This window comes from Natrinema hispanicum (genome assembly GCF_900111485.1).
GTDB lineage: Archaea > Halobacteriota > Halobacteria > Halobacteriales > Natrialbaceae > Natrinema > Natrinema hispanicum_A.
This window is the reverse complement of sequence record NZ_FOIC01000001.1, coordinates 108,665-125,638: the sequence shown is the minus strand read 5'-3', so window position 1 is coordinate 125,638 and position 16,974 is coordinate 108,665. Positions and strand designations below refer to the sequence as shown.

The 16,974-nt window shown below is 63.1% G+C and carries 17 protein-coding genes; 11 read left to right on the top strand and 6 right to left on the bottom strand.

Annotated elements, in window-relative coordinates; all coding sequences use genetic code 11:
- Positions 1–182: 182 nt before the first annotated feature.
- From BSG09_RS00655 to BSG09_RS00645, 3 genes are all read left to right on the top strand, one after another.
- The gene (locus BSG09_RS00655; RefSeq protein ID WP_092929053.1) at positions 183–428 is read left to right on the top strand and encodes a hypothetical protein; all 246 of its coding nucleotides are present in this window, start codon (positions 183–185) and stop codon (positions 426–428) included.
- A gap of 58 nt (positions 429–486) precedes the next feature.
- Positions 487–2,115, top strand: coding sequence for an SLC13 family permease (locus BSG09_RS00650; RefSeq protein ID WP_092929051.1), 1,629 nt, complete (start codon positions 487–489; stop codon positions 2,113–2,115).
- A 317-nt stretch (positions 2,116–2,432) separates the two neighbouring features.
- Positions 2,433–2,849: a cupredoxin domain-containing protein gene (locus tag BSG09_RS00645; RefSeq protein ID WP_175542110.1), complete on the top strand. Its 417-nt coding sequence runs from the start codon at positions 2,433–2,435 to the stop codon at positions 2,847–2,849.
- Positions 2,850–3,084: 235 nt separating this feature from the next.
- Here BSG09_RS00645 and BSG09_RS00640 read toward each other — a convergent pair whose 3' ends face one another.
- Positions 3,085–4,512, bottom strand: coding sequence for a heme o synthase (locus tag BSG09_RS00640; RefSeq protein ID WP_092929047.1), 1,428 nt, complete (start codon positions 4,510–4,512; stop codon positions 3,085–3,087).
- A gap of 192 nt (positions 4,513–4,704) precedes the next feature.
- Positions 4,705–4,992, bottom strand: a complete 288-nt coding sequence (locus BSG09_RS00635; protein WP_092929045.1) for a DUF7111 family protein — start codon at positions 4,990–4,992, stop codon at positions 4,705–4,707.
- 158 nt (positions 4,993–5,150) lie between these two features.
- Between BSG09_RS00635 and BSG09_RS00630 the strand changes: the two genes are divergently transcribed.
- Both BSG09_RS00630 and BSG09_RS00625 read left to right on the top strand, forming a co-directional pair.
- On the top strand, positions 5,151–6,050 hold the full coding sequence (locus BSG09_RS00630) for a DUF3267 domain-containing protein (protein ID WP_092929043.1): 900 nt from the start codon (positions 5,151–5,153) through the stop codon (positions 6,048–6,050).
- 48 nt (positions 6,051–6,098) lie between these two features.
- Complete coding sequence (locus tag BSG09_RS00625) at positions 6,099–6,383, top strand: PadR family transcriptional regulator (RefSeq protein WP_092929041.1); 285 nt, start codon at positions 6,099–6,101, stop codon at positions 6,381–6,383.
- Between the two features lie 34 nt (positions 6,384–6,417).
- On the opposite strand, the gene BSG09_RS00620 is transcribed toward BSG09_RS00625, so the two are convergent.
- Both BSG09_RS00620 and BSG09_RS00615 read right to left on the bottom strand, forming a co-directional pair.
- Positions 6,418–7,563, bottom strand: a complete 1,146-nt coding sequence (locus BSG09_RS00620) for an acyl-CoA dehydrogenase (RefSeq protein WP_092929039.1) — start codon at positions 7,561–7,563, stop codon at positions 6,418–6,420.
- Positions 7,564–7,709: 146 nt separating this feature from the next.
- Complete coding sequence (locus BSG09_RS00615; RefSeq protein WP_092929452.1) at positions 7,710–9,362, bottom strand: long-chain fatty acid--CoA ligase; 1,653 nt, start codon at positions 9,360–9,362, stop codon at positions 7,710–7,712.
- A gap of 270 nt (positions 9,363–9,632) precedes the next feature.
- Between BSG09_RS00615 and BSG09_RS00610 the strand changes: the two genes are divergently transcribed.
- Together BSG09_RS00610 and BSG09_RS00605 are read left to right on the top strand one after the other, a co-directional pair.
- Positions 9,633–10,679, top strand: a complete 1,047-nt coding sequence (locus BSG09_RS00610; protein WP_092929037.1) for a phytoene/squalene synthase family protein — start codon at positions 9,633–9,635, stop codon at positions 10,677–10,679.
- A gap of 91 nt (positions 10,680–10,770) precedes the next feature.
- Entirely contained in the window at positions 10,771–11,193 is a 423-nt protein-coding gene (locus BSG09_RS00605) for a thiol-disulfide oxidoreductase DCC family protein (protein ID WP_092929035.1), read from the top strand.
- A gap of 106 nt (positions 11,194–11,299) precedes the next feature.
- On the opposite strand, the gene BSG09_RS00600 is transcribed toward BSG09_RS00605, so the two are convergent.
- Entirely contained in the window at positions 11,300–12,601 is a 1,302-nt protein-coding gene (locus tag BSG09_RS00600) for a hypothetical protein (RefSeq protein ID WP_092929033.1), read from the bottom strand.
- 134 nt (positions 12,602–12,735) lie between these two features.
- On the opposite strand from BSG09_RS00600, the gene BSG09_RS00595 reads away from it, so the two are divergent.
- From BSG09_RS00595 to BSG09_RS00585, 3 genes are all read left to right on the top strand, one after another.
- Entirely contained in the window at positions 12,736–13,476 is a 741-nt protein-coding gene (locus tag BSG09_RS00595; protein WP_092929031.1) for a hypothetical protein, read from the top strand.
- 134 nt (positions 13,477–13,610) lie between these two features.
- Entirely contained in the window at positions 13,611–14,405 is a 795-nt protein-coding gene (locus BSG09_RS00590) for a class I fructose-bisphosphate aldolase (protein WP_092929029.1), read from the top strand.
- Between the two features lies 1 nt (position 14,406).
- Positions 14,407–15,270, top strand: a complete 864-nt coding sequence (locus tag BSG09_RS00585; protein WP_092929027.1) for a class 1 fructose-bisphosphatase — start codon at positions 14,407–14,409, stop codon at positions 15,268–15,270.
- On the opposite strand, the gene BSG09_RS21070 is transcribed toward BSG09_RS00585, so the two are convergent.
- The gene (locus BSG09_RS21070; protein WP_092929025.1) at positions 15,239–15,544 is read right to left on the bottom strand and encodes a hypothetical protein; all 306 of its coding nucleotides are present in this window, start codon (positions 15,542–15,544) and stop codon (positions 15,239–15,241) included. The two genes, BSG09_RS00585 and BSG09_RS21070, sit on opposite strands and share 32 nt — an antisense overlap.
- Before the next feature lie 45 nt (positions 15,545–15,589).
- Here BSG09_RS21070 and BSG09_RS00575 point away from each other — a divergent pair, with 45 nt between their 5' ends.
- Positions 15,590–16,963 (top strand): ADP-dependent glucokinase/phosphofructokinase, encoded by a 1,374-nt coding sequence (locus BSG09_RS00575; protein WP_092929023.1) that lies wholly within the window; start codon positions 15,590–15,592, stop codon positions 16,961–16,963.
- Positions 16,964–16,974 lie beyond the last annotated feature (11 nt).

Genomic DNA, 16,974 nt, shown 5'->3' with positions numbered 1-16,974 from the left:
TCGCGGAACGAATAGCGACTTCCAGTCACTGCAGTCCCGCTCGCACGGCGGCTATGTGACGAATAGGGCGTTCGTGGAAGCATAACGCGATCAGGTTGAAGCGACAAGCAGGTTGCAGAGCGACTTGCTCTCCTGACGTGAGTTCCAACAGACACTTCTATGCTTTCTCTGTCGGATTATGCATGGGTGCTTCGGACCTGTATGATCCGGATGGGATCACGCCGCTTGCGTGGCGACTGCTCCGCGTCGCTGCCGGATACGAGCAGCGGGCGGTCGAACGAGAGATAGACGAACTCATGCAGGCACACGTCTCGATGCTCGAGAGCGGGAATCGATCGCTGTCTCGAGCGCGACGAAAGACGTTGCTGGATCTCTACAGCACCGAACTCACCGATGAGCAGGTACGGGCGATCGTCGATCACTTCTAGTGACAGGTTCACGAATAGAAGGGCTTAAGAACAATAATGATAATTCCCGCCTGTATCAATGATACATGGACTGTTGGGTGGTTTAAACAGACGATTAGTACAATTTCTCCTTGCGGGGATCGGGATGGTGGCGATCGCAGCGGCACCCACGCCGGCCGGTCTTTCGGTCGCGGGCCAGTACGCAATCGCGACCATGTTCTTCGCCGGCTTCCTCTGGGTGACCGGGACGCTTCCGCTTGCGGTCACCGCATTGACGATTCCTGTCTTGCTGACTGGCACCGGCATCTACAACTCCATGGACACCGCACTCGCGGGGTTCGCGGATCACATCGTCTTCCTGTTCCTCGCGGGCTTTATGCTTGCGAACGGGATTCAAAAGTACGATATCGACCGGCGGATCGCGCTCTACACCATCGCCAAGATGGGCAGCTCGCCGCGACGGCTGGTTCTCGCGATCATGATCGTGACCGCCGTGTTGTCGATGTGGGTTTCGAACACCGCGACGGCCGCGATGATGACGCCCATCGCTGTCGGGATTCTCACGCAGGTGCTCGATCGCGACGACCTTGCGTCGTCGCAAGAACCGGTACCCGACGCTGACGCAGCCGACGCGGCCGATACGGCCACCGATGGTGGGGCCGTCGGCTCGACGGGCGACTTCACAAATATCCAGATCTCGATGTTGCTGGGGACTGCCTACGCAGCGAGCGTCGGCGGCGTCGGGACGATCATCGGCACGCCGCCGAACGCGATCCTCGTCGGTCAGCTCAACGCCATTCTGGACTACGAGATCGGGTTCGCCGAGTGGTTCCTCGTCGGCTTCCCGGTCGTCGTCGTGACGCTCCCGCTGGTGTGGTTCCTCCTGACGTACGTGCTGTACCCGCCACAGATTCCACAGGTCGACCAGGCTCGAGCCATCGCTCGCGAACAGCTCGAGGCAGAAGGCGAACTCGACCCGCGCGGCAAGCGCGTGGCGCTGATCTTCGCCGCGACGGCCGGCCTCTGGATGCTCGGCGGCCTCGGTAAAGTCTTCGAGCCGTACCTCCCGAGTGCCTGGATGACGACGCTGTTCGGCGGCGATGGCATGACGGTCCTCGGCGTCGAAGGCCATCAGGGCCTGCTCTACTACGTGATGGTCGGCGTCGCTGCGGTGCCGGCGCTCGTCTTGGCTGATACGATGGAGTGGGACGAACTGGTCGACATCGACTGGGGCACGTTGTTGCTGTTCGGCGGCGGTATCTCGCTTGCGAACGCGCTGGCGGACACGGGCGCGACGAAGTGGATCGCCGAGACGGTGTTCGGCGGGCTCGTCGGCGCACCCATCGTCCTCGTCATCGGCGCGGTTGTCCTGCTGGTCATCTTCCTGACCGAGATGACGTCGAACTCCGCGACGACCAGCATCATCGTTCCCATCCTGATCAGCCTGGGCAGCGTCTTCTCGGCGACGCTCGGGCTGACGGACTTCTCGACCGCGCTCTTCCTCTCGGTTTCCGGGGCGATCGCCGCGAGCTTCGCGTTCGCGCTCCCGGTTGCGACGCCGCCGAACGCCATCGTGTTCGGCAGCGGCTACATCAAACAGCGCCACATGCTCCGGACGGGGCTCATCCTGAACGCGATTATGACCGTCATCCTGACGGGAATTATCTGGCTGCTGTTTACGTTCGTCTGGCCGAGCCTGCTGTGGTAAACGACGACTGAGCTTCGTACACAGTCGTTTCTGCTGACTCGTGGTGGTTTCGAGCAGTCACCGTCGTTTCGGTGTCTTCTCGGCGGACAACTGTCGGCCTCGGTCGGCGCTCGCTTCGGTTGTCGTTGTGGATACCCAGCGGGCAGTATGCCAGTCGATCGTCTCGAGGAATAACAGCACGCTTGTCCGGACCACGAGAGTTCGACCGGACTGGCGGACGCTCGACACCTGTCAGGGATAGCGACAGCGGATCGAAACAGTCGGCCAAAGCGATCACTCCGAACAGCTATTGTATCGAAATACGCATGGTAACATGTATGAACCGTCGAACAGTTCTCACAGCGACAGGAGGGATGTCGACGTTGTTCGTAACGGGCTGTCTGGGTGGGAGCGATCCGGTTGGCGAAGAGACCACTGACGTGTCGATGGTCGATGAGCAGTTCGATCCGCGGAACGTCCACGCCGACACGGATGCGACGATCACGTGGACCAACGAGGACGAGACGCGCCATACGGTCACGGCAGCCTCGGACAACTGGGAGAAAGACAGCGAAGTTCCTGGCGGCGCGGAGACGACCCACACGTTCGGGGGAAGCGGGGTGTACGATGTCTATTGCAGCGTCCACGGCGACGCCGACCTGTCGGGGATGAGTATGAAGGTGAGCATCGGTGATGAAACCATCGAGGATCCACTCGGCGATGGCAGCGACGCTGATGGGGGAGGCTACTACTGATACTGCTGGACGGAACGACGTGACGCCGGCCGCATACATGCGACCGGCTTCGTATTGACTGCTGTCCAGTAGTATGAGATTGGGTCCCGCCTGTCTCGAGTGGCTCCGCGACGCAGTCATCGCGTTTGCCCTGCGTTTCACTCACGAACCGAGTGACGACGGGAGTGACTCGAGAGCGTACAGGCGAGCGAATATGTCTGAAATGCACCCCGCAGGAGTGTCGGTACTCGTCCGCTCAGAACGCCATCGCGTCTACCAGAACTGCGACCAGCACGGCTCCGAGGAACGCGTTCGAGGCGTGGAACGAGCGAAACGCCGCGGCCTCGGTCTGTTCGAAATGGAGGCGAACGGCGGCCCAGAGGAAGATCCCCCCAAAGAGGACGACCGTCGCAGCGTACAGCATGCCGAGGTTGGTGATCCAGGTCAGTGCGATTGCGCTCGCAAGCGTCGCGGCGATGTAGTAGAGAATGTGTTTTCGGGTGACGGTCTCCCCGCGAACAACCGGCATCATCGGGAAGCCACCGCGGGCGTAGTCGTCCTTGTAGGCCAGCGCGAGGTTGTAGAAGTGTGCCGGCGTCCAGAGGAAGATCAGGCCCGCGAGTGCCAGTCCCGGCATACCGATCTCGTTGGTGACCGCAGCCCAGCCGATGAGCGCGGGTAGCGCCCCCGCAGCGCCGCCGATGACCGTGTTCTGGACCGTGTTCGGCTTGAGCATGAGGGTGTAGACGACGCTGTAAAACAGGATCGCGGCGAGGCCGAGCGCCGCGGCCAGTCGGTTGATCGTCAGGAACAACGCAAGCGACGCGACGGTCAACGCAAATCCGAACGCGAGCGCGTTTCGAACCGGAATCAGATCGACCGCGAGCGGCCGTTCTGCCGTCCGCGACATCTGTTGGTCGACGTCGCGCTCGAGGACGTGATTGAAGGTGCCACTCGCACCGATCGCGAGGACACCGCCGCCGAGCGTCGCGAGGATGGTCGAGAGCTTGAGGTCGGAACCGGCAGCCAGCGCCATGCCGGCAGCGGCGACCAGACAGAGCAGCCACATCAGCCGCGGTTTCGTCATTCGGAAGTACGCGATCGCGGTGAGCCGGGCGCGGGCCAGCCGGCTCGAGGGGAGCGTGCGTTCGGTTGCGGTCGGGATCTCTTCCTCGAGTTCCTCGAGCGGTTCCGGCGACTCGATCGCGTCGTCGTCGCTGCCGGTCGCAAGCTCGAGGTCCCAGGCGAGCGCGAGGACGATCGCCGAGAAGATCACGAGCCCGAGTGCGAGGTGAAGGCCGGGAACGATCGCCGCGGGGCCGACCGTCGCGGTGACGGCACCGACGCCGACCTGGACGACGTAGAGGAGCCCGCCGACCACGAGTATCGATCGGACACGGCTCGAGACGTCGCCGAGGATCGCGGCGATCGCCGTTGTGGCGACGAGCAAGCCAACGACGGCGGCCGTCAGCCGGTGGGCCCACGCGATTGCGAGTTCGGTCTGGCTCAGCGGGTCGACCGGCGCGTGGCAGGTCGGCCACGTCGAACACGACGCGGTCGCGTTCGTCAGTGAGGTCGTCGCGCCGACGATCAACAGCAAGTAAACGCCCAGTGCGGTCACTGAGAGCAGCGCTGAAAAGCGTCGTCGCGTACTGATCGGACGGGGGAACGACTCTATTGCCACGGCTATTCTCGTCTACATCGTTTGACTCCTGATATTTATGGCTCCCGCTTTTGCCGCTTTCATCCGCCCCCCTCGTATTTCGACTAGTTTTTTCCGCTTTCAGCCGATCGGCTCGTAGGACAACCGTGAGAAATCCGGCAAGCGAGTCGACTCCGAGGCGGCGACACCGGCCGCTGTGGTCGTCGTCCGACGCTACATTCCCATGTCCGCGGCCGCGTCCGGAATCGGGAGGTCGTGCGGCGAGACACCCAGGAGTTCGCCGACGTGGTCGAGTGCCATATCGAACCCGTAGTAGCGCTCGAGTTCGTCGCCATCAGCGGCTGGCCGCACTTTCAACATCGCGTATCCCTCGCGGTTCTGTGCGATCGCTGCCGTGGGACCCGTTTCATGCTCGAACGTGAGGAGTCGCTCCGTCTCGGTTTCCTCGTAAGTGGCTGTAATGCCGTTTGCATCAGCCGTCCGCTCTTCGGCGTCGGTCATGAACGAACATCACGAGGCAACCACCGGGTATCTATCGGTTCTCGTCTGATATGCCTCGCTGAGACCAACACAGGAAGCCGATCTTCTGTCCCTGACCGATACGGTCGCGGCGGACGCACATCGACACCGATTTTTCGGTTGCCTTCGAGGGTCGCCTCGTGAGCCGTTCCGAGTCACAGACGGCCCGTCGGCCGCTCGAGGCGTTCGAACTCACGCGAGCGGTCACACTCCAGTGGCTTGCCGTCTCTGCGATCGGGTTTTTTGGCTTCGCGTACGGCTTCGGGCACGTCCTCGCCTGGATTCGTGGCACCGCACTCGAGCCAATCGTGATCGCTCCCTCGTCGCCGCCGACGGTGCTTGGCTGGCTCGCCGTCTCGATCGGCCTGCTGGTCTGTGTGGTCGTGCCTCACGAACTGCTTCACGGCGTGTTCCTCGCGCGATACGGCGATCGCCCTGACTACGGGATCGGCGTCTCACATTTCGTTCTGCCCTACGCCTACGCCGGAACCAGCGGTGCGCGCTATACACGGAACCAGTTACTCATCGCCCTGCTCGCACCGTTCGTGGTGCTGACGGCCGTCGGCATCGCCGTGATGGTCATCGTCCCTACGCCCGTGTTGATCGTGCCGCTGGCGGCGAACGCGGCCGGCTCGATCGGCGACCTCTGGATGGCTGCTGTCCTTTACCAGTATCCCGCGGACGTTCGCGTGGGTGACCCACCCGGTGACGTCCGCGGCTTCGGCATCTACGGCGCGCGTGGCCAGCCGCTCAACCGACGGCCAGGCATGCCACTGCTCGCACGGTTTCTGTCTGGGGGCGTCGGTACCCTCGCCATGATCGGGCTCTACGCCTTGGGTGCCGTGTTGCTCTCGCTTGCCGTCGGCTCCGGCGACGTCGTCCTCGGCGATCCGGAGTCGGGGTGGCTGCTCGTGCGCCACGACCGGCTGCCCGACGGCACTGCACTGCTCGAGGTCGGTGATCGCGCCCTGCTCGGCGTCGCCGCCCTCGGCGGGGTCACATGGACAGCCATCGTGACTGTCCACCGATGGCTCGAGTAAGAATACGAAATCATAACGCTCGAGCGCGTCCCATGCCGACACCGTCCCATGAGCAAGTGGCTTCGAAGCGGCCGCCGCCGAGACATCTGTGTTCTCCTCGCTGCGGCCGATGACGGCGAACTGCGTGGCCAGCAACTGAAATCACGCCTCGAGTCTCATTACGACGATCGGCTCGAGCCCAAATCGTTCTACGGCTCGCTGTCGGCGCTGGTCGATGCGGGGTTCGTCGAGAAACGAACGGAAGGCCTTCACGATGTCTATGCGCTGACTGACGCTGGAGAACGACGGACCCAAGAGCACGCTGAGTGGGTTCGGGCGTGTCTCGAAGACTAACGACCGAGTCTGACTTGCGAGCGATGCGCAGTCGCTACTGCTCGAGGAGCTGGTCGCCGATCGTGTTCCGGAGTACTTCGCTGGTGCCCTCGTAGATCTCGTTGAGTTTGGCGTCGCGGTAGAACCGCTGGGCGGCGAAGTCCTTGGTGTAGCCGTAGCCGCCGTGGATCTGGATGCCTTCGTTTGCGACTTCGCGGCTCACTTCGGAGGCGTAGAGTTTGGCCTGCGAGGCGTCCTTGATGTAGTTCTCGCCGCGGATCTTCTTGTCGGCAGCCTTGTGCATGAGCAGTTTGGCGGCCTGGATCTTCGTATCCATGTCCGCGAGCTTGTGTTTGATCGACTGGAACTCGCCGATGGGCTGGCCGAACTGCTCGCGTTCGGTGGCGTAGTCCCGTGCTTCCTCGAACGCGGCGCGGGCAATGCCGACGCCGCGGGCGGCGATCGTGATACGACCGCCGTTGAGGGTCTTCAGCGCGTGGACGAAGCCCTCACCCTCGTCGCCGAGGCGTCGGTCCTCGGGGATGCGGAGATCGTCAAAGCGGAGTTCGGCGGTCGGACAGCCCTTGTCGCCGAGTTTCTCCTCAGTACCTTCGACGATGAAGCCGTCGTCCTCCTCGGGGCGAACGATAAAGGACGAGATACCCTTGTTGCCCGCGTCGGGGTCAGTCTTCGCGAACACGGTGACCGTGTCGGCCACCGAACCGTTCGAGATCCAGAGCTTGCCGCCGTTGATCACGTACTCGTCGCCGTCTTTCTCGGCGGTCGTATCCATGGCGGGCACGTCGCTGCCTGCACCGGCTTCCGAGAGCGCGAACGCGCCGATGTCGTCACCGGCTGCAAGCGGCGTCAGGTACTCCTCTTTCTGGGACTCGTCGCCGAACTCGTAGAGCATGTTCCCCGCAAGCGAGGTGTGAGCGGCGACGATCGTCCCGAGTCCGCCCGAGCCACGCGAGATCTCCTCGAGGCCGATCGCATAGGAGTGATAGTCGAGGCCGGCACCGCCGTACTCCTCCGGGAAGGGCATGCCCATCAGCCCTAGCTTGGCCATCTCGTCGATGAGGTCGGATGGGAACTCGTCGTCGTGGTCGATCTCATCGGCGACAGGGACGATCTCCTCGTCGACGAACTCCGATACCATATCCCGAATCTGTTGTTGTTCGGGGGAAAGTCCAAAGTCCATACGTGGCGGTTCGTGGGCTCGGCCCTTTATTGTTCGCTATTTCGTCTATCGTATTGTCCAGACAGTATTCTGCTTAGTAGTGTTAGCCTCGAGTGCAAAACGAGCCAACATCGGTATGTCGATCCAGCGGACGAGCGACGCGAGGGTTAGTCGCGGTCCGGAGCGGCCTCGTCCGGAACCTGTCCGTCGACGAGCGACTGGTCGGCGTACTCCTGGCGGATGTCTTTCTTGGAGAACTTGCCCGTCGCTGTCTTCGGCACTTGCTTGATAAATTCGATCTCGTCGGGCAGCCACCACTTGGGGTACTCGTCGGCGAGCATGTCATCGATTTCGTCGGGCAACGACTCGCGGTCAGCGTCCTCGCCGGGAACGACGAAGGCGACCGGTCGCTCCTGCCAGCGCTCGTGAGGGACGCCGACGACCGCTGCCTCGGAGACGTCGTCGTGGGCCATGATCGCGTTCTCGAGTTCGACCGACGAGATCCATTCACCGCCGGATTTGATCACGTCTTTCTCGCGGTCGACGAGTTCCATGTAGCCGTCCTCGTCGACGGTAACGACGTCGCCGGTCTTGAGCCAGCCGTCCTCGAACTCCGTCTCGTTGGCTTCGGGACGTTTGAAATACTCCGTCGTCACCCACGGTCCGCGAATCCACAGTTCGCCGAACTCCTCGCCGTTCCAGGCGACCTCCTCGCCGTCGTCGCCGACTACTGTGAACTCGAGGCCGGGGACCACAAGCCCCTGTTTGCTGCGCTTGTCGATCTTGGTATCGTATGCTGCGTCTTGCAGGTCGGCTTTGAGGTGCGAGACCGACCCGATCGGGGCCGTTTCGGTCATCCCCCACGCGTGAAGGACCTCGACACCGTGCTCGTCGAACCATTCGATCATCGATTTCGGTGCCGCAGAGCCGCCGACGATCACCGTCTCGAGTGCCGAGAGGTCGACCTCGTTCTCCGAACAGTAGTCCATCAAGCCGAGCCAGACGGTCGGGACGCCGGCGCTGATCGTCACCCCCTCGTCTTCGATGAGGGTCGCGAGATCCTCTGGTTCGGGCGATGGGCCGGGGAAGACCTGTTTGGCACCGCCTGCGGTCGCCGTAAACGGCATCCCCCAGGCGTTGACGTGGAACATCGGGACGACAGGCATGACGACGTCGTCGTCTGCCATCGGGATTCCCTGTGGCGTCTGAGAGGCCATCGTGTGACTCCAGAGCATCTGCTGGGTGTACTCGACGCCTTTCGGGTTGCCGGTCGTCCCCGACGTGTAACACATCCCTGCGGGTTGGTCTTCGTCGACGTCGGGCCAGTCGTAGTCTGACTCGTGGTCTCCGATGAACGATTCGTAGGGCGTTGCCTCGAGATCCTCAACCGCCTCACTGCCCATCACGACGAAGTCGACGCCGTCGAACTCGTCGTCAGCGTCGGCGACTGCGCCCGCAAGTTTCGGGGCGAGCGATGGGTCGACGAAAATGAGCTGATCGTCGGCGTTGTCGACGATGTACTGGATGTGTGCGTCAGGGAGCAGCGGATTGATCGTGTGCAGTTGGGCACCCATCGACGGGACGGCGAAGTACGTCTCGAAGTGTCGTGAGTGGTTCCAACAGAACGTCCCGACCCGGTCGCCGGTCTCGATACCGGCCGCCTCGAGTGCGTTCGCGAGTTGGCACGTTCGATCGTCGTACTCGCTGTAGGTGTATCGCTGCAGCCCGTCGTGGTTGCGGGAAACGATCTCCGTGTCGGGATACAGGTTGGTTGCACGCCACAAAAACGGTCGCAGTGTCTGGCTTGTTCCCCCTGGCATCGGTGTCTGTGCCATATGTTTATACACCGCATTACTCTTTTTATAGCATATATTTCATTTCTGTCTGCAGCCCAGTCATCGTGGCGTCGGTCACGAACGGCGCTCTAATCGCGGTCGTCGGCAGTAATCAGGTGGCGAGACGGCAGTGATCCAACACAGCCGGCGAGAGGCGGGCTAACACCCCGGATTCGTCCCTGGAAACGTTCGATCGGAAGATCACGCCGCGACCGCGGTGTTTTTCCCGGATGGTCACCAAACTAACTTGAGTAGATGACCACGGGCCAGCCCGAACCACCCACCGATGCCGACCTCGAGTGGTGTTACGATGCGGTTCATGGCGTTTCGCGAACCTTTTCGATCACGATCGATCGGCTCGAAGAGCCGATGGCGAGACATATCTGTCTCGGATATCTCTTATGCAGAATTGCGGATACGATCGAGGATGCAGGACACATCCCGCCGGAGACCCAGACTGAACTGCTCTCGACGTACGACGAGTTGCTCGATCCGGACGCCGAGCAGTCGGTCGCATCGTTCATGGACGACGTCGAGCCCTGGATCCCCGAGGAGCGAACCGACGACTGGGAGGTCGTCGCCGAGACGCCACGGGTGCTCCGGACGTTCGAGTCGCTCGAGGAGAAGCCCCGTGAGATCATGCGCGAGCCGGTCCGGGAACTCGTCGACGGAATGGCGATGTTCACCAGCCGCTATGCGAACGAGGGCGGTCTGCGGCTCCAGACGATCGAAGAACTCGAGGAGTATTGCTGGTATGCCGCCGGCACCGTCGGCACCCTGATCACTGGCCTGGTCGCCCGCGGCACCTCACAGGAACGCGCCGAGGAAATGCGTGAAAACGCCCGTTCGTTCGCGCTGCTCTTACAGCTGGTCAACATCGCGAAAGACGTCGACGACGACTACCACGAGGAGAACAACGTGTATCTCCCCGCCGAGTGGCTCGCGGCGGAAGACGTTGATGTCGAGGCCGTCACCGACGAAGCCCATCAGGGTGGCGTCACGAACGTCATCAAGCGCGTGACGGGCCGTGCCGAACGCTACCTCGACGACGCCCAGCGCTATCTCGAGATCGTGCCCGAACAACACGGCAACCGACTCTCAGCGTGGGCAATCCCCTATTTGCTGGCGGTCGGCACGCTCCGAGAACTGCGCGAACGTCCCGAGGACGTCGTCCGCGAGGGCGACGTCAAGGTCTCTCGAGCCGAAGTGTACGAACTCCTCCAACAGTTCGAGGACGGCGTCTCTCGCTCGCGCCTCGACGAACTTCGCGCGGAGATGTCCGAACAGCCGCTCCATCAGTGAGCCGCCGCTGAACCGTTTTGTGGGACCAGACTGGTCGTGTTCATGCGACCGGAACGCTGAACTACGGACGGTTACAACCAACAGGTGACCGATGAGCGATGCGAACCCGGACGATAACCCGGTCGTCCTCTTCGACGGCGTCTGCAATCTCTGTAACGGGTTCGTCCAGTTTATCCTCCCGCGGGACACGAACGGGCGCTTTCGCTTTGCATCCCTCCAGTCCAATGTCGGGCAGGAACTGTTAGCCGAACACGGTCTCCCAACCGACGAACTCGAGTCGGTGGTCCTCATCGAGGGTGACGACTGCTACACCAAGTCGGACGCGGTCATTCGCATTGCGACTCTCCTCGGCGGTGTCTATGCCCTGTTCGGCCCGTTTCGAGTCCTGCCACGTCGCCTCCGTGACTGGGCGTACGACTTCGTCGCTGCCCGTCGCTACCGCTGGTTTGGGAAGAAAGACCAGTGTGTGATGCCACCGAGCGACGTCAGCGTCGGCGAGCGATTTCTCGAGTGACGACGTGCTGGGTCGCCTGTAGCGTGGTCATACTGTTGGCCCGAACTCACGGAGGAGACGATCAACGCATTCGGCCGACCGATCGCCAAGTCGTGCTGCCACAGTATCAGTCGTCGAGTGCGAGGTGCCGTCCCAGCAACGCGAGCGGATAGCCGAACGTGGCGACGCTGACTGCCCACGGCAGGAACAGCAGACTGAACAAAGCTACCCCGTACCCGGACACCGGATGCGGGGAGGTGACCGCAATCGCGGCGATCGGTGTGAGCGCAGCGACTGCGATGAGCGCAATTGGCGTCCGCCCACGGGCGAACGCATGACCGATCGGCAGACAGAGTGCGGTCGCCAACCCGAGACAGAACGGGGACGCGTATACTGGCGGGCCGACGAGCAGCACGGTGATTCCTGCCGTGGTAATCGCTGCGAGTACCGCCAGTCCAGCGAGCCCGCGGGTCCCGAGCTGGCTCCCGAGTCGACGCGCCGCGATTCCCAGCAGCGCATAACCGACTCCGAGCGAGGCCAGCGCGACGGCATCTGGTGTGGGGCCAGCGCTGGTTGAAACCGCGCTGGTGACGAGGAACCCTCCTGCACCGATCACACCGACGGTCACGATCACCTGCTCGAGCGTCGCCGCATCAACGCGAGCATACCCTCGTTCGGTACGACCGATCACGACGCCGACGAGCGCGATCGACACTGCAGGGATGAGCCCGCCGCGGACCCCGTGTGAAAGCGCTGTTGGGCCGATCTCGAGGCCGATCGTGGCGTAACCCCTCGCGGTGTCGAGGAAGCCGTCGCCGCCGTAGGTAATGTACGTCTGATCGTCGAAATCACTGTCCCATTCGTCCCCGGTTTCGTTCGTCCACGTCGCCGTATTGCCGTCGACCGTGGCGGCAGGGATGTTATTCGTGATTTCCGTTCCGTCGGGCGTATGTACCGTCATACGGTCGGCCACGAGCTGGTAGCGTGTGGGCGACGTGCCGGTCGCGAAGTAATCGACGATCCAGGTGTCGTCGACACCGCGTCTGGCGACGTCTTCGACCGTGTAGTTCACGACGACGGTGTCGTCCTCGAGCGTCGTCTCGACGGCCCGGACGTCGCCGTCGGCGACGTGGTATCGCGCCCAAGCATCGTCGACTGCAGCCTCGAGCGCGGTCACGTTGGTCTGATATCGGTCGGCGGCCGCGGCGGTAACGGGCACGCGGGCGTGCCACTGCGAATCGCCGGTCTCGGTGACGTACACGTCGAGCGTTCCGTGGCCAGTTGCACCGTCGATCTGAGCAGTGTTTGCGACACCAGGGCCACAGACCCCACAGAGCTGTGACGGTGGTGGCGCGCCGGAAACGGCGGGAACACCGGCCAAGCCAACACTGACACAACAGAGGGCGAGGACGAGATGGGCGGTTCGCATTATCTCGACCCACGAGTGTCACTCACAAATAATTTTGCTGTGCAACGCTGTTTTCTTCCGGCGATTAGCCGTTCGACAGCCGAAGACAAGTTTCAAGACGAGACAGTGTGAGCTATGGACGACTGGTGAACCGCGTGAGCAAGAACGATGTCGTTCCTGACTCGAGTGAGGGGGGAACCGAGAGTGAGGGCGGCGGACCCCACGTCGTCGATATCGGAATCACCGTTGACGTCGGGGCCGCCACCGAGGATGAAGGTGCGACTGATATCGAACTCGAGTTCGACGAAGACGAACTTCTTGAAGCGGCCGAGTCCGGAGCAGAGACCACTATCGGGTCTGATCCTGCGCCCGAGCCTGATGCCGGGTTCGAGCCTGCGGAACGCGAGGCACTCGAGGATGCCGGGATCGACCCCGACGCAGTCCTCGAGCAGGAGTGTTCGTACCGTCGGTTGCGTGACAACGGGGTCCCCGAACCGATCGCAGACGCCCTTCGAAGACGGTTGTCGCTGCCGTGGTCGTTCGAGACCGACGGCGATCTCGATCGGCGCTCGACGGCGGTTCGCGGCCTCGGCGAGGCCGAACGCGAGTGGATCGAAGTCAGCAGCGACGAGACGTGGCAGGCCTTCGAGTACGACCACACGGAGCCGATTTCGGTCGCTCGAGACCGACCCACGGAGCGGCCGTACCCGAAGCCGACGCCGGTAACGGCGGTGATGGGTATCGGCCCCGCAGACGCCGACACGCTGGCCGAGGCCGGCATCCAGTCGGCAGAACGGCTGGCGACGATCGACGCGATGACCGTCGCCGAGCTGCTGGATCTAGACGTGTTGCACGTCCGGATGTGGCGACACAACGCCCGGGAACTGCTCGAGTGATTTCGCGGGTGTGCTTTGTTCACCACAGACCGGCTACCGTCCGCCGTTGCTACTATTTCTAACTACGACCGTACTCAATGCTCGATGCGGCGGATCATCAGAGATTTATAGCGGCCTGTTGGACCGTCTAACAGATGATTCCGATCGACGACTCTCCGATCGTTCGCGACGGCAAGTCACTGATTCTGGCGATGGACCACGGACTCGAGCACGGCCCAGTCGACTTCGAGGATGTTCCGGAGAAACTCGACCCGTCGACGGTCTTCGAGACGGCGACTCACGACGCCGTCACTGCGATGGCGGTCCAGAAGGGGATCGCCGAGGGCTACTACCCCAGCTATGAAGACGACGTCAACCTCCTGTTGAAGCTCAACGGCACGTCGAACCTCTGGATGGGCGAGCCCGACTCGGCGGTCAACTGCTCGGTCGACTACGCTGCGGAACTGGGTGCTGACGCCCTCGGCTTTACCGTCTACGGCGGCTCGAACCACGAGATCGAGATGGTCGAGGAGTTCCGCGACGCCCAGGAGAAGGGCCGCGAGTACGACCTCCCGATGGTCATGTGGTCGTATCCCCGCGGACAGGGCCTGAAAAACGACACCAAGCCCTCGACGATCTCCTACGCGACCCGGCTGGCGCTCGAGCTCGGTGCCGACATCGCGAAGGTCAAATACCCCGGCAGCAAGGACGCGATGGCCCACGCCGTCAAGTGTGCCGGCGACATGAAAGTCGTCATGTCCGGCGGCTCCAAAACGTCGGACTACGAGTTCCTCTCGACCGTCGAGGCCGTCATCGACGCCGGTGCGAAAGGCCTGGCCGTCGGCCGCAACGTCTGGCAGCGCGAGGACCCCACCCGGCTGCTCGATGCCCTCGAGAAAGTCATCTACGAGGAAGAGACGGCCGACGCCGCGCTCGAGGCGACCGAATAGGATGACCGCCTCCGATCCCGATCCGGTCGACGACGTCGTCGCTACGATCGCCCGCTCGGCGGCCGAGATCCGCCAGGGGCTGGTCGGTCGCCGGGGCAAAGCCGACGAGGAGAACCCCAGCGGCGAGACACAGGCCGAGGCCGACATCTGGGCCGACGAACTGCTCGCCGACCGGCTGTCGTCGATCGATGGCGTCGGCCAGTACGCAAGCGAGGAACGGTCCGAGATCATCGATGCCGGCGACGACCAGGTCTACGTCGCCGTCGATCCCCTCGATGGCTCGTCGAACCTGAAATCGAACAACACGATGGGGACGGTGTTTGGCATCTACGACGAACCCCTCCCCGCACCGGGCTCCGCGCTCGTCGCATCCGGCTGGATCCTTTACGGCCCGATTACGACGATGGCGTGTGCCCGGGACGGCTCGGTCACGAAGTACGAACTCACCGGCGGCGGGCGAACGGTCGTCGAGGAAGACGTCACCCTGCCCGACGACCCGCTCGTCTACGGCTTCGGCGGCCGGGTTCCTCACTGGCACGACGATTTTCGGGCGTACGTCCGGGAGATCGAGTCAGATCCCGGTCACAAACTCCGGTACGGCGGCGCGATGATCGGCGACGTCAATCAGGTGCTGACCTACGGCGGCATCTTCGCCTACCCCGCCCTCGAGGACAGCCCCCGTGGCAAACTCCGTCTGCAGTTCGAGGGGAACCCGATCGCGTACCTCATCGAAGCGGCCGGCGGTCGCTCCTCCGACGGAACTCAGTCGATACTCGAGGTCGAACCGACCGACCTCCACGACAGGGTGCCGCTACACGTCGGCAACACCGAGCTTATCGATCGGCTCGAGGCCGCGCTCGAGTGAGACGGGCTGCTGTCACGAGTTCCCGGTGCGCCCGCAGGACGGGTCGCGGGTGCACTGGCACTGGCTGACAGCAGTCCGTCTGATCGACGGCCACGAATCGGTTTTCGTATTTTACGACCGTCAGGATCGCCTCCACGACGACATCCGGCGAGGCCGAGATCGAATCGATAGTGGCCTCGAGCAGGAACTCGGTGTACGCCGGACTCATCGAGGGTGCGTCGCCACCGATTCCGATCGGACGGTCTCCCGTTCGCAGGGGGACGACAGACGGCATGGGCACCCCAGGATTATCCCGCTGCGGCTGGGAGAGAGCCGTGCCATGCAGGACGCCCACGCCCAACTGGAGGCAGACATCGCCATGCTCGAGGCGCTGCCGGTGTTCATCGCGTACAACGCGAACGTCGACGCGATCGTTCGGGTCGACGAGGAACTGGAATCATTCCTCGAGCGACCGGCCGATCCCGGGACGGACGTCCCTCCGAGTCCGCTGGCATCGAAACGAGAGCTCGCGGCGGCGATCGCACACACAATGGCGACCGGCCAGGGTGACGAGGTCGCGATGACCGATTCGTTCGCGACGCTCCTCGAGTCCGAACTCATCCCAGACAGACAACAGATGGGCGGCCAGGCGGGGATCATGACAAACCTGCTCACCGCGCTGGGGACAGCGCCGATCACGTACACGTATCTGCTGTCCGAGCGACAGGTGTCGATGTTCGAACACCCCGAGACGATTCGGTATCCGACCGTCGAGGACGGCCGGGTGAGCTACGTCCCACTGCCCGAGGCCGTCAACACGGATCGAACGAAAATCAACTGGGTGTTCGAGTTCAGGGAAGGCGACGAACTTTTCGGCGTGACTGCGACGGAAGACACCCGCTTTATCGCTGCCTCGAGACCACCGGAGTTCGACCTGACTGCCGGCGACCTCGACGAGACGATCGATCAGGTCGGCGAAGACGTCGACGGAGCCCTCCTCGCGGGGTATCACAATCTCACGCCCGACCACGTGAAAGACGGGTACGAGGAGACACACCGCCACGCACGCGAGGTCATCCGCCGACTCCGGTCAGGAGGCGACGTCGACGTCCACATCGAGTACGCCGTCACCCACGACGACGACCTCAGAGAAAGTATGTACGAGTGGATCTTGCCGGCGGCGAACGTCGTGGGCGCTGACACACACGAGCTGACGATGCTCCACGACGACGCGAGCCTGGGGGTCGTAGCGGACCCACCGTCGGAGGCGACGCCGTTCGAACCGGACGAGATACTCGATCACTACCGGATGCTCGAGGCGGTTCGCGAGGAACTCGGCGTCGACTGCGTTCAGTTACACGCCATGGAGTATCACCTCGCCGTGATGGAGTCGTCTCACTCGCCGGAGGCCGTTCGACGGGGGCTCGAGTTCGCCGCCGTCAACGCTGCGGCCAAAGCGGCCCGCGGGGAGATCACGTCGCCCGACGACCTCGAAACCGGGCTGGCGTACGAGCCCTCGGCGATGGGCCGCGAGGCGATCGAACTGTTGGCAGATCACATAGACGAGACGGCTGCAGACGGGGTCCTCGAGACACCCACGGTCGTCGCCTGCCCCAATCGCGTCGTCGACGAGCCGGCGGGCACGGTCGGCATCGGCGACATCGTCTCGTCATCGAGTTTCATCCTGGAACTCGCCGTGGCCACCGACCGGTAGTCGGCGACGAC

Bases quoted from the DNA above. Each gene is read 5' to 3' on its own strand.
- BSG09_RS00655 (WP_092929053.1), top strand. From the start codon at position 183: ATGGGTGCTTCGGACCTGTATGATCCGGATGGGATCACGCCGCTTGCG.
- BSG09_RS00585 (WP_092929027.1), top strand. From the start codon at position 14,407: ATGACCGCCTCCGATCCCGATCCGGTCGACGACGTCGTCGCTACGATC.
- BSG09_RS00605 (WP_092929035.1), top strand. From the start codon at position 10,771: ATGAGCGATGCGAACCCGGACGATAACCCGGTCGTCCTCTTCGACGGC.
- BSG09_RS00645 (WP_175542110.1), top strand. From the start codon at position 2,433: ATGAACCGTCGAACAGTTCTCACAGCGACAGGAGGGATGTCGACGTTG.
- BSG09_RS00590 (WP_092929029.1), top strand. From the start codon at position 13,611: ATGATTCCGATCGACGACTCTCCGATCGTTCGCGACGGCAAGTCACTG.
- BSG09_RS00650 (WP_092929051.1), top strand. From the start codon at position 487: ATGATACATGGACTGTTGGGTGGTTTAAACAGACGATTAGTACAATTT.
- BSG09_RS00600 (WP_092929033.1), bottom strand. From the start codon at position 12,601: ATGCGAACCGCCCATCTCGTCCTCGCCCTCTGTTGTGTCAGTGTTGGC.
- BSG09_RS00635 (WP_092929045.1), bottom strand. From the start codon at position 4,992: ATGACCGACGCCGAAGAGCGGACGGCTGATGCAAACGGCATTACAGCC.
- BSG09_RS00610 (WP_092929037.1), top strand. From the start codon at position 9,633: ATGACCACGGGCCAGCCCGAACCACCCACCGATGCCGACCTCGAGTGG.
- BSG09_RS00615 (WP_092929452.1), bottom strand. From the start codon at position 9,362: ATGCCAGGGGGAACAAGCCAGACACTGCGACCGTTTTTGTGGCGTGCA.
- BSG09_RS21070 (WP_092929025.1), bottom strand. From the start codon at position 15,544: ATGCCGTCTGTCGTCCCCCTGCGAACGGGAGACCGTCCGATCGGAATC.
- BSG09_RS00620 (WP_092929039.1), bottom strand. From the start codon at position 7,563: ATGGACTTTGGACTTTCCCCCGAACAACAACAGATTCGGGATATGGTA.
- BSG09_RS00625 (WP_092929041.1), top strand. From the start codon at position 6,099: ATGAGCAAGTGGCTTCGAAGCGGCCGCCGCCGAGACATCTGTGTTCTC.
- BSG09_RS00575 (WP_092929023.1), top strand. From the start codon at position 15,590: ATGCAGGACGCCCACGCCCAACTGGAGGCAGACATCGCCATGCTCGAG.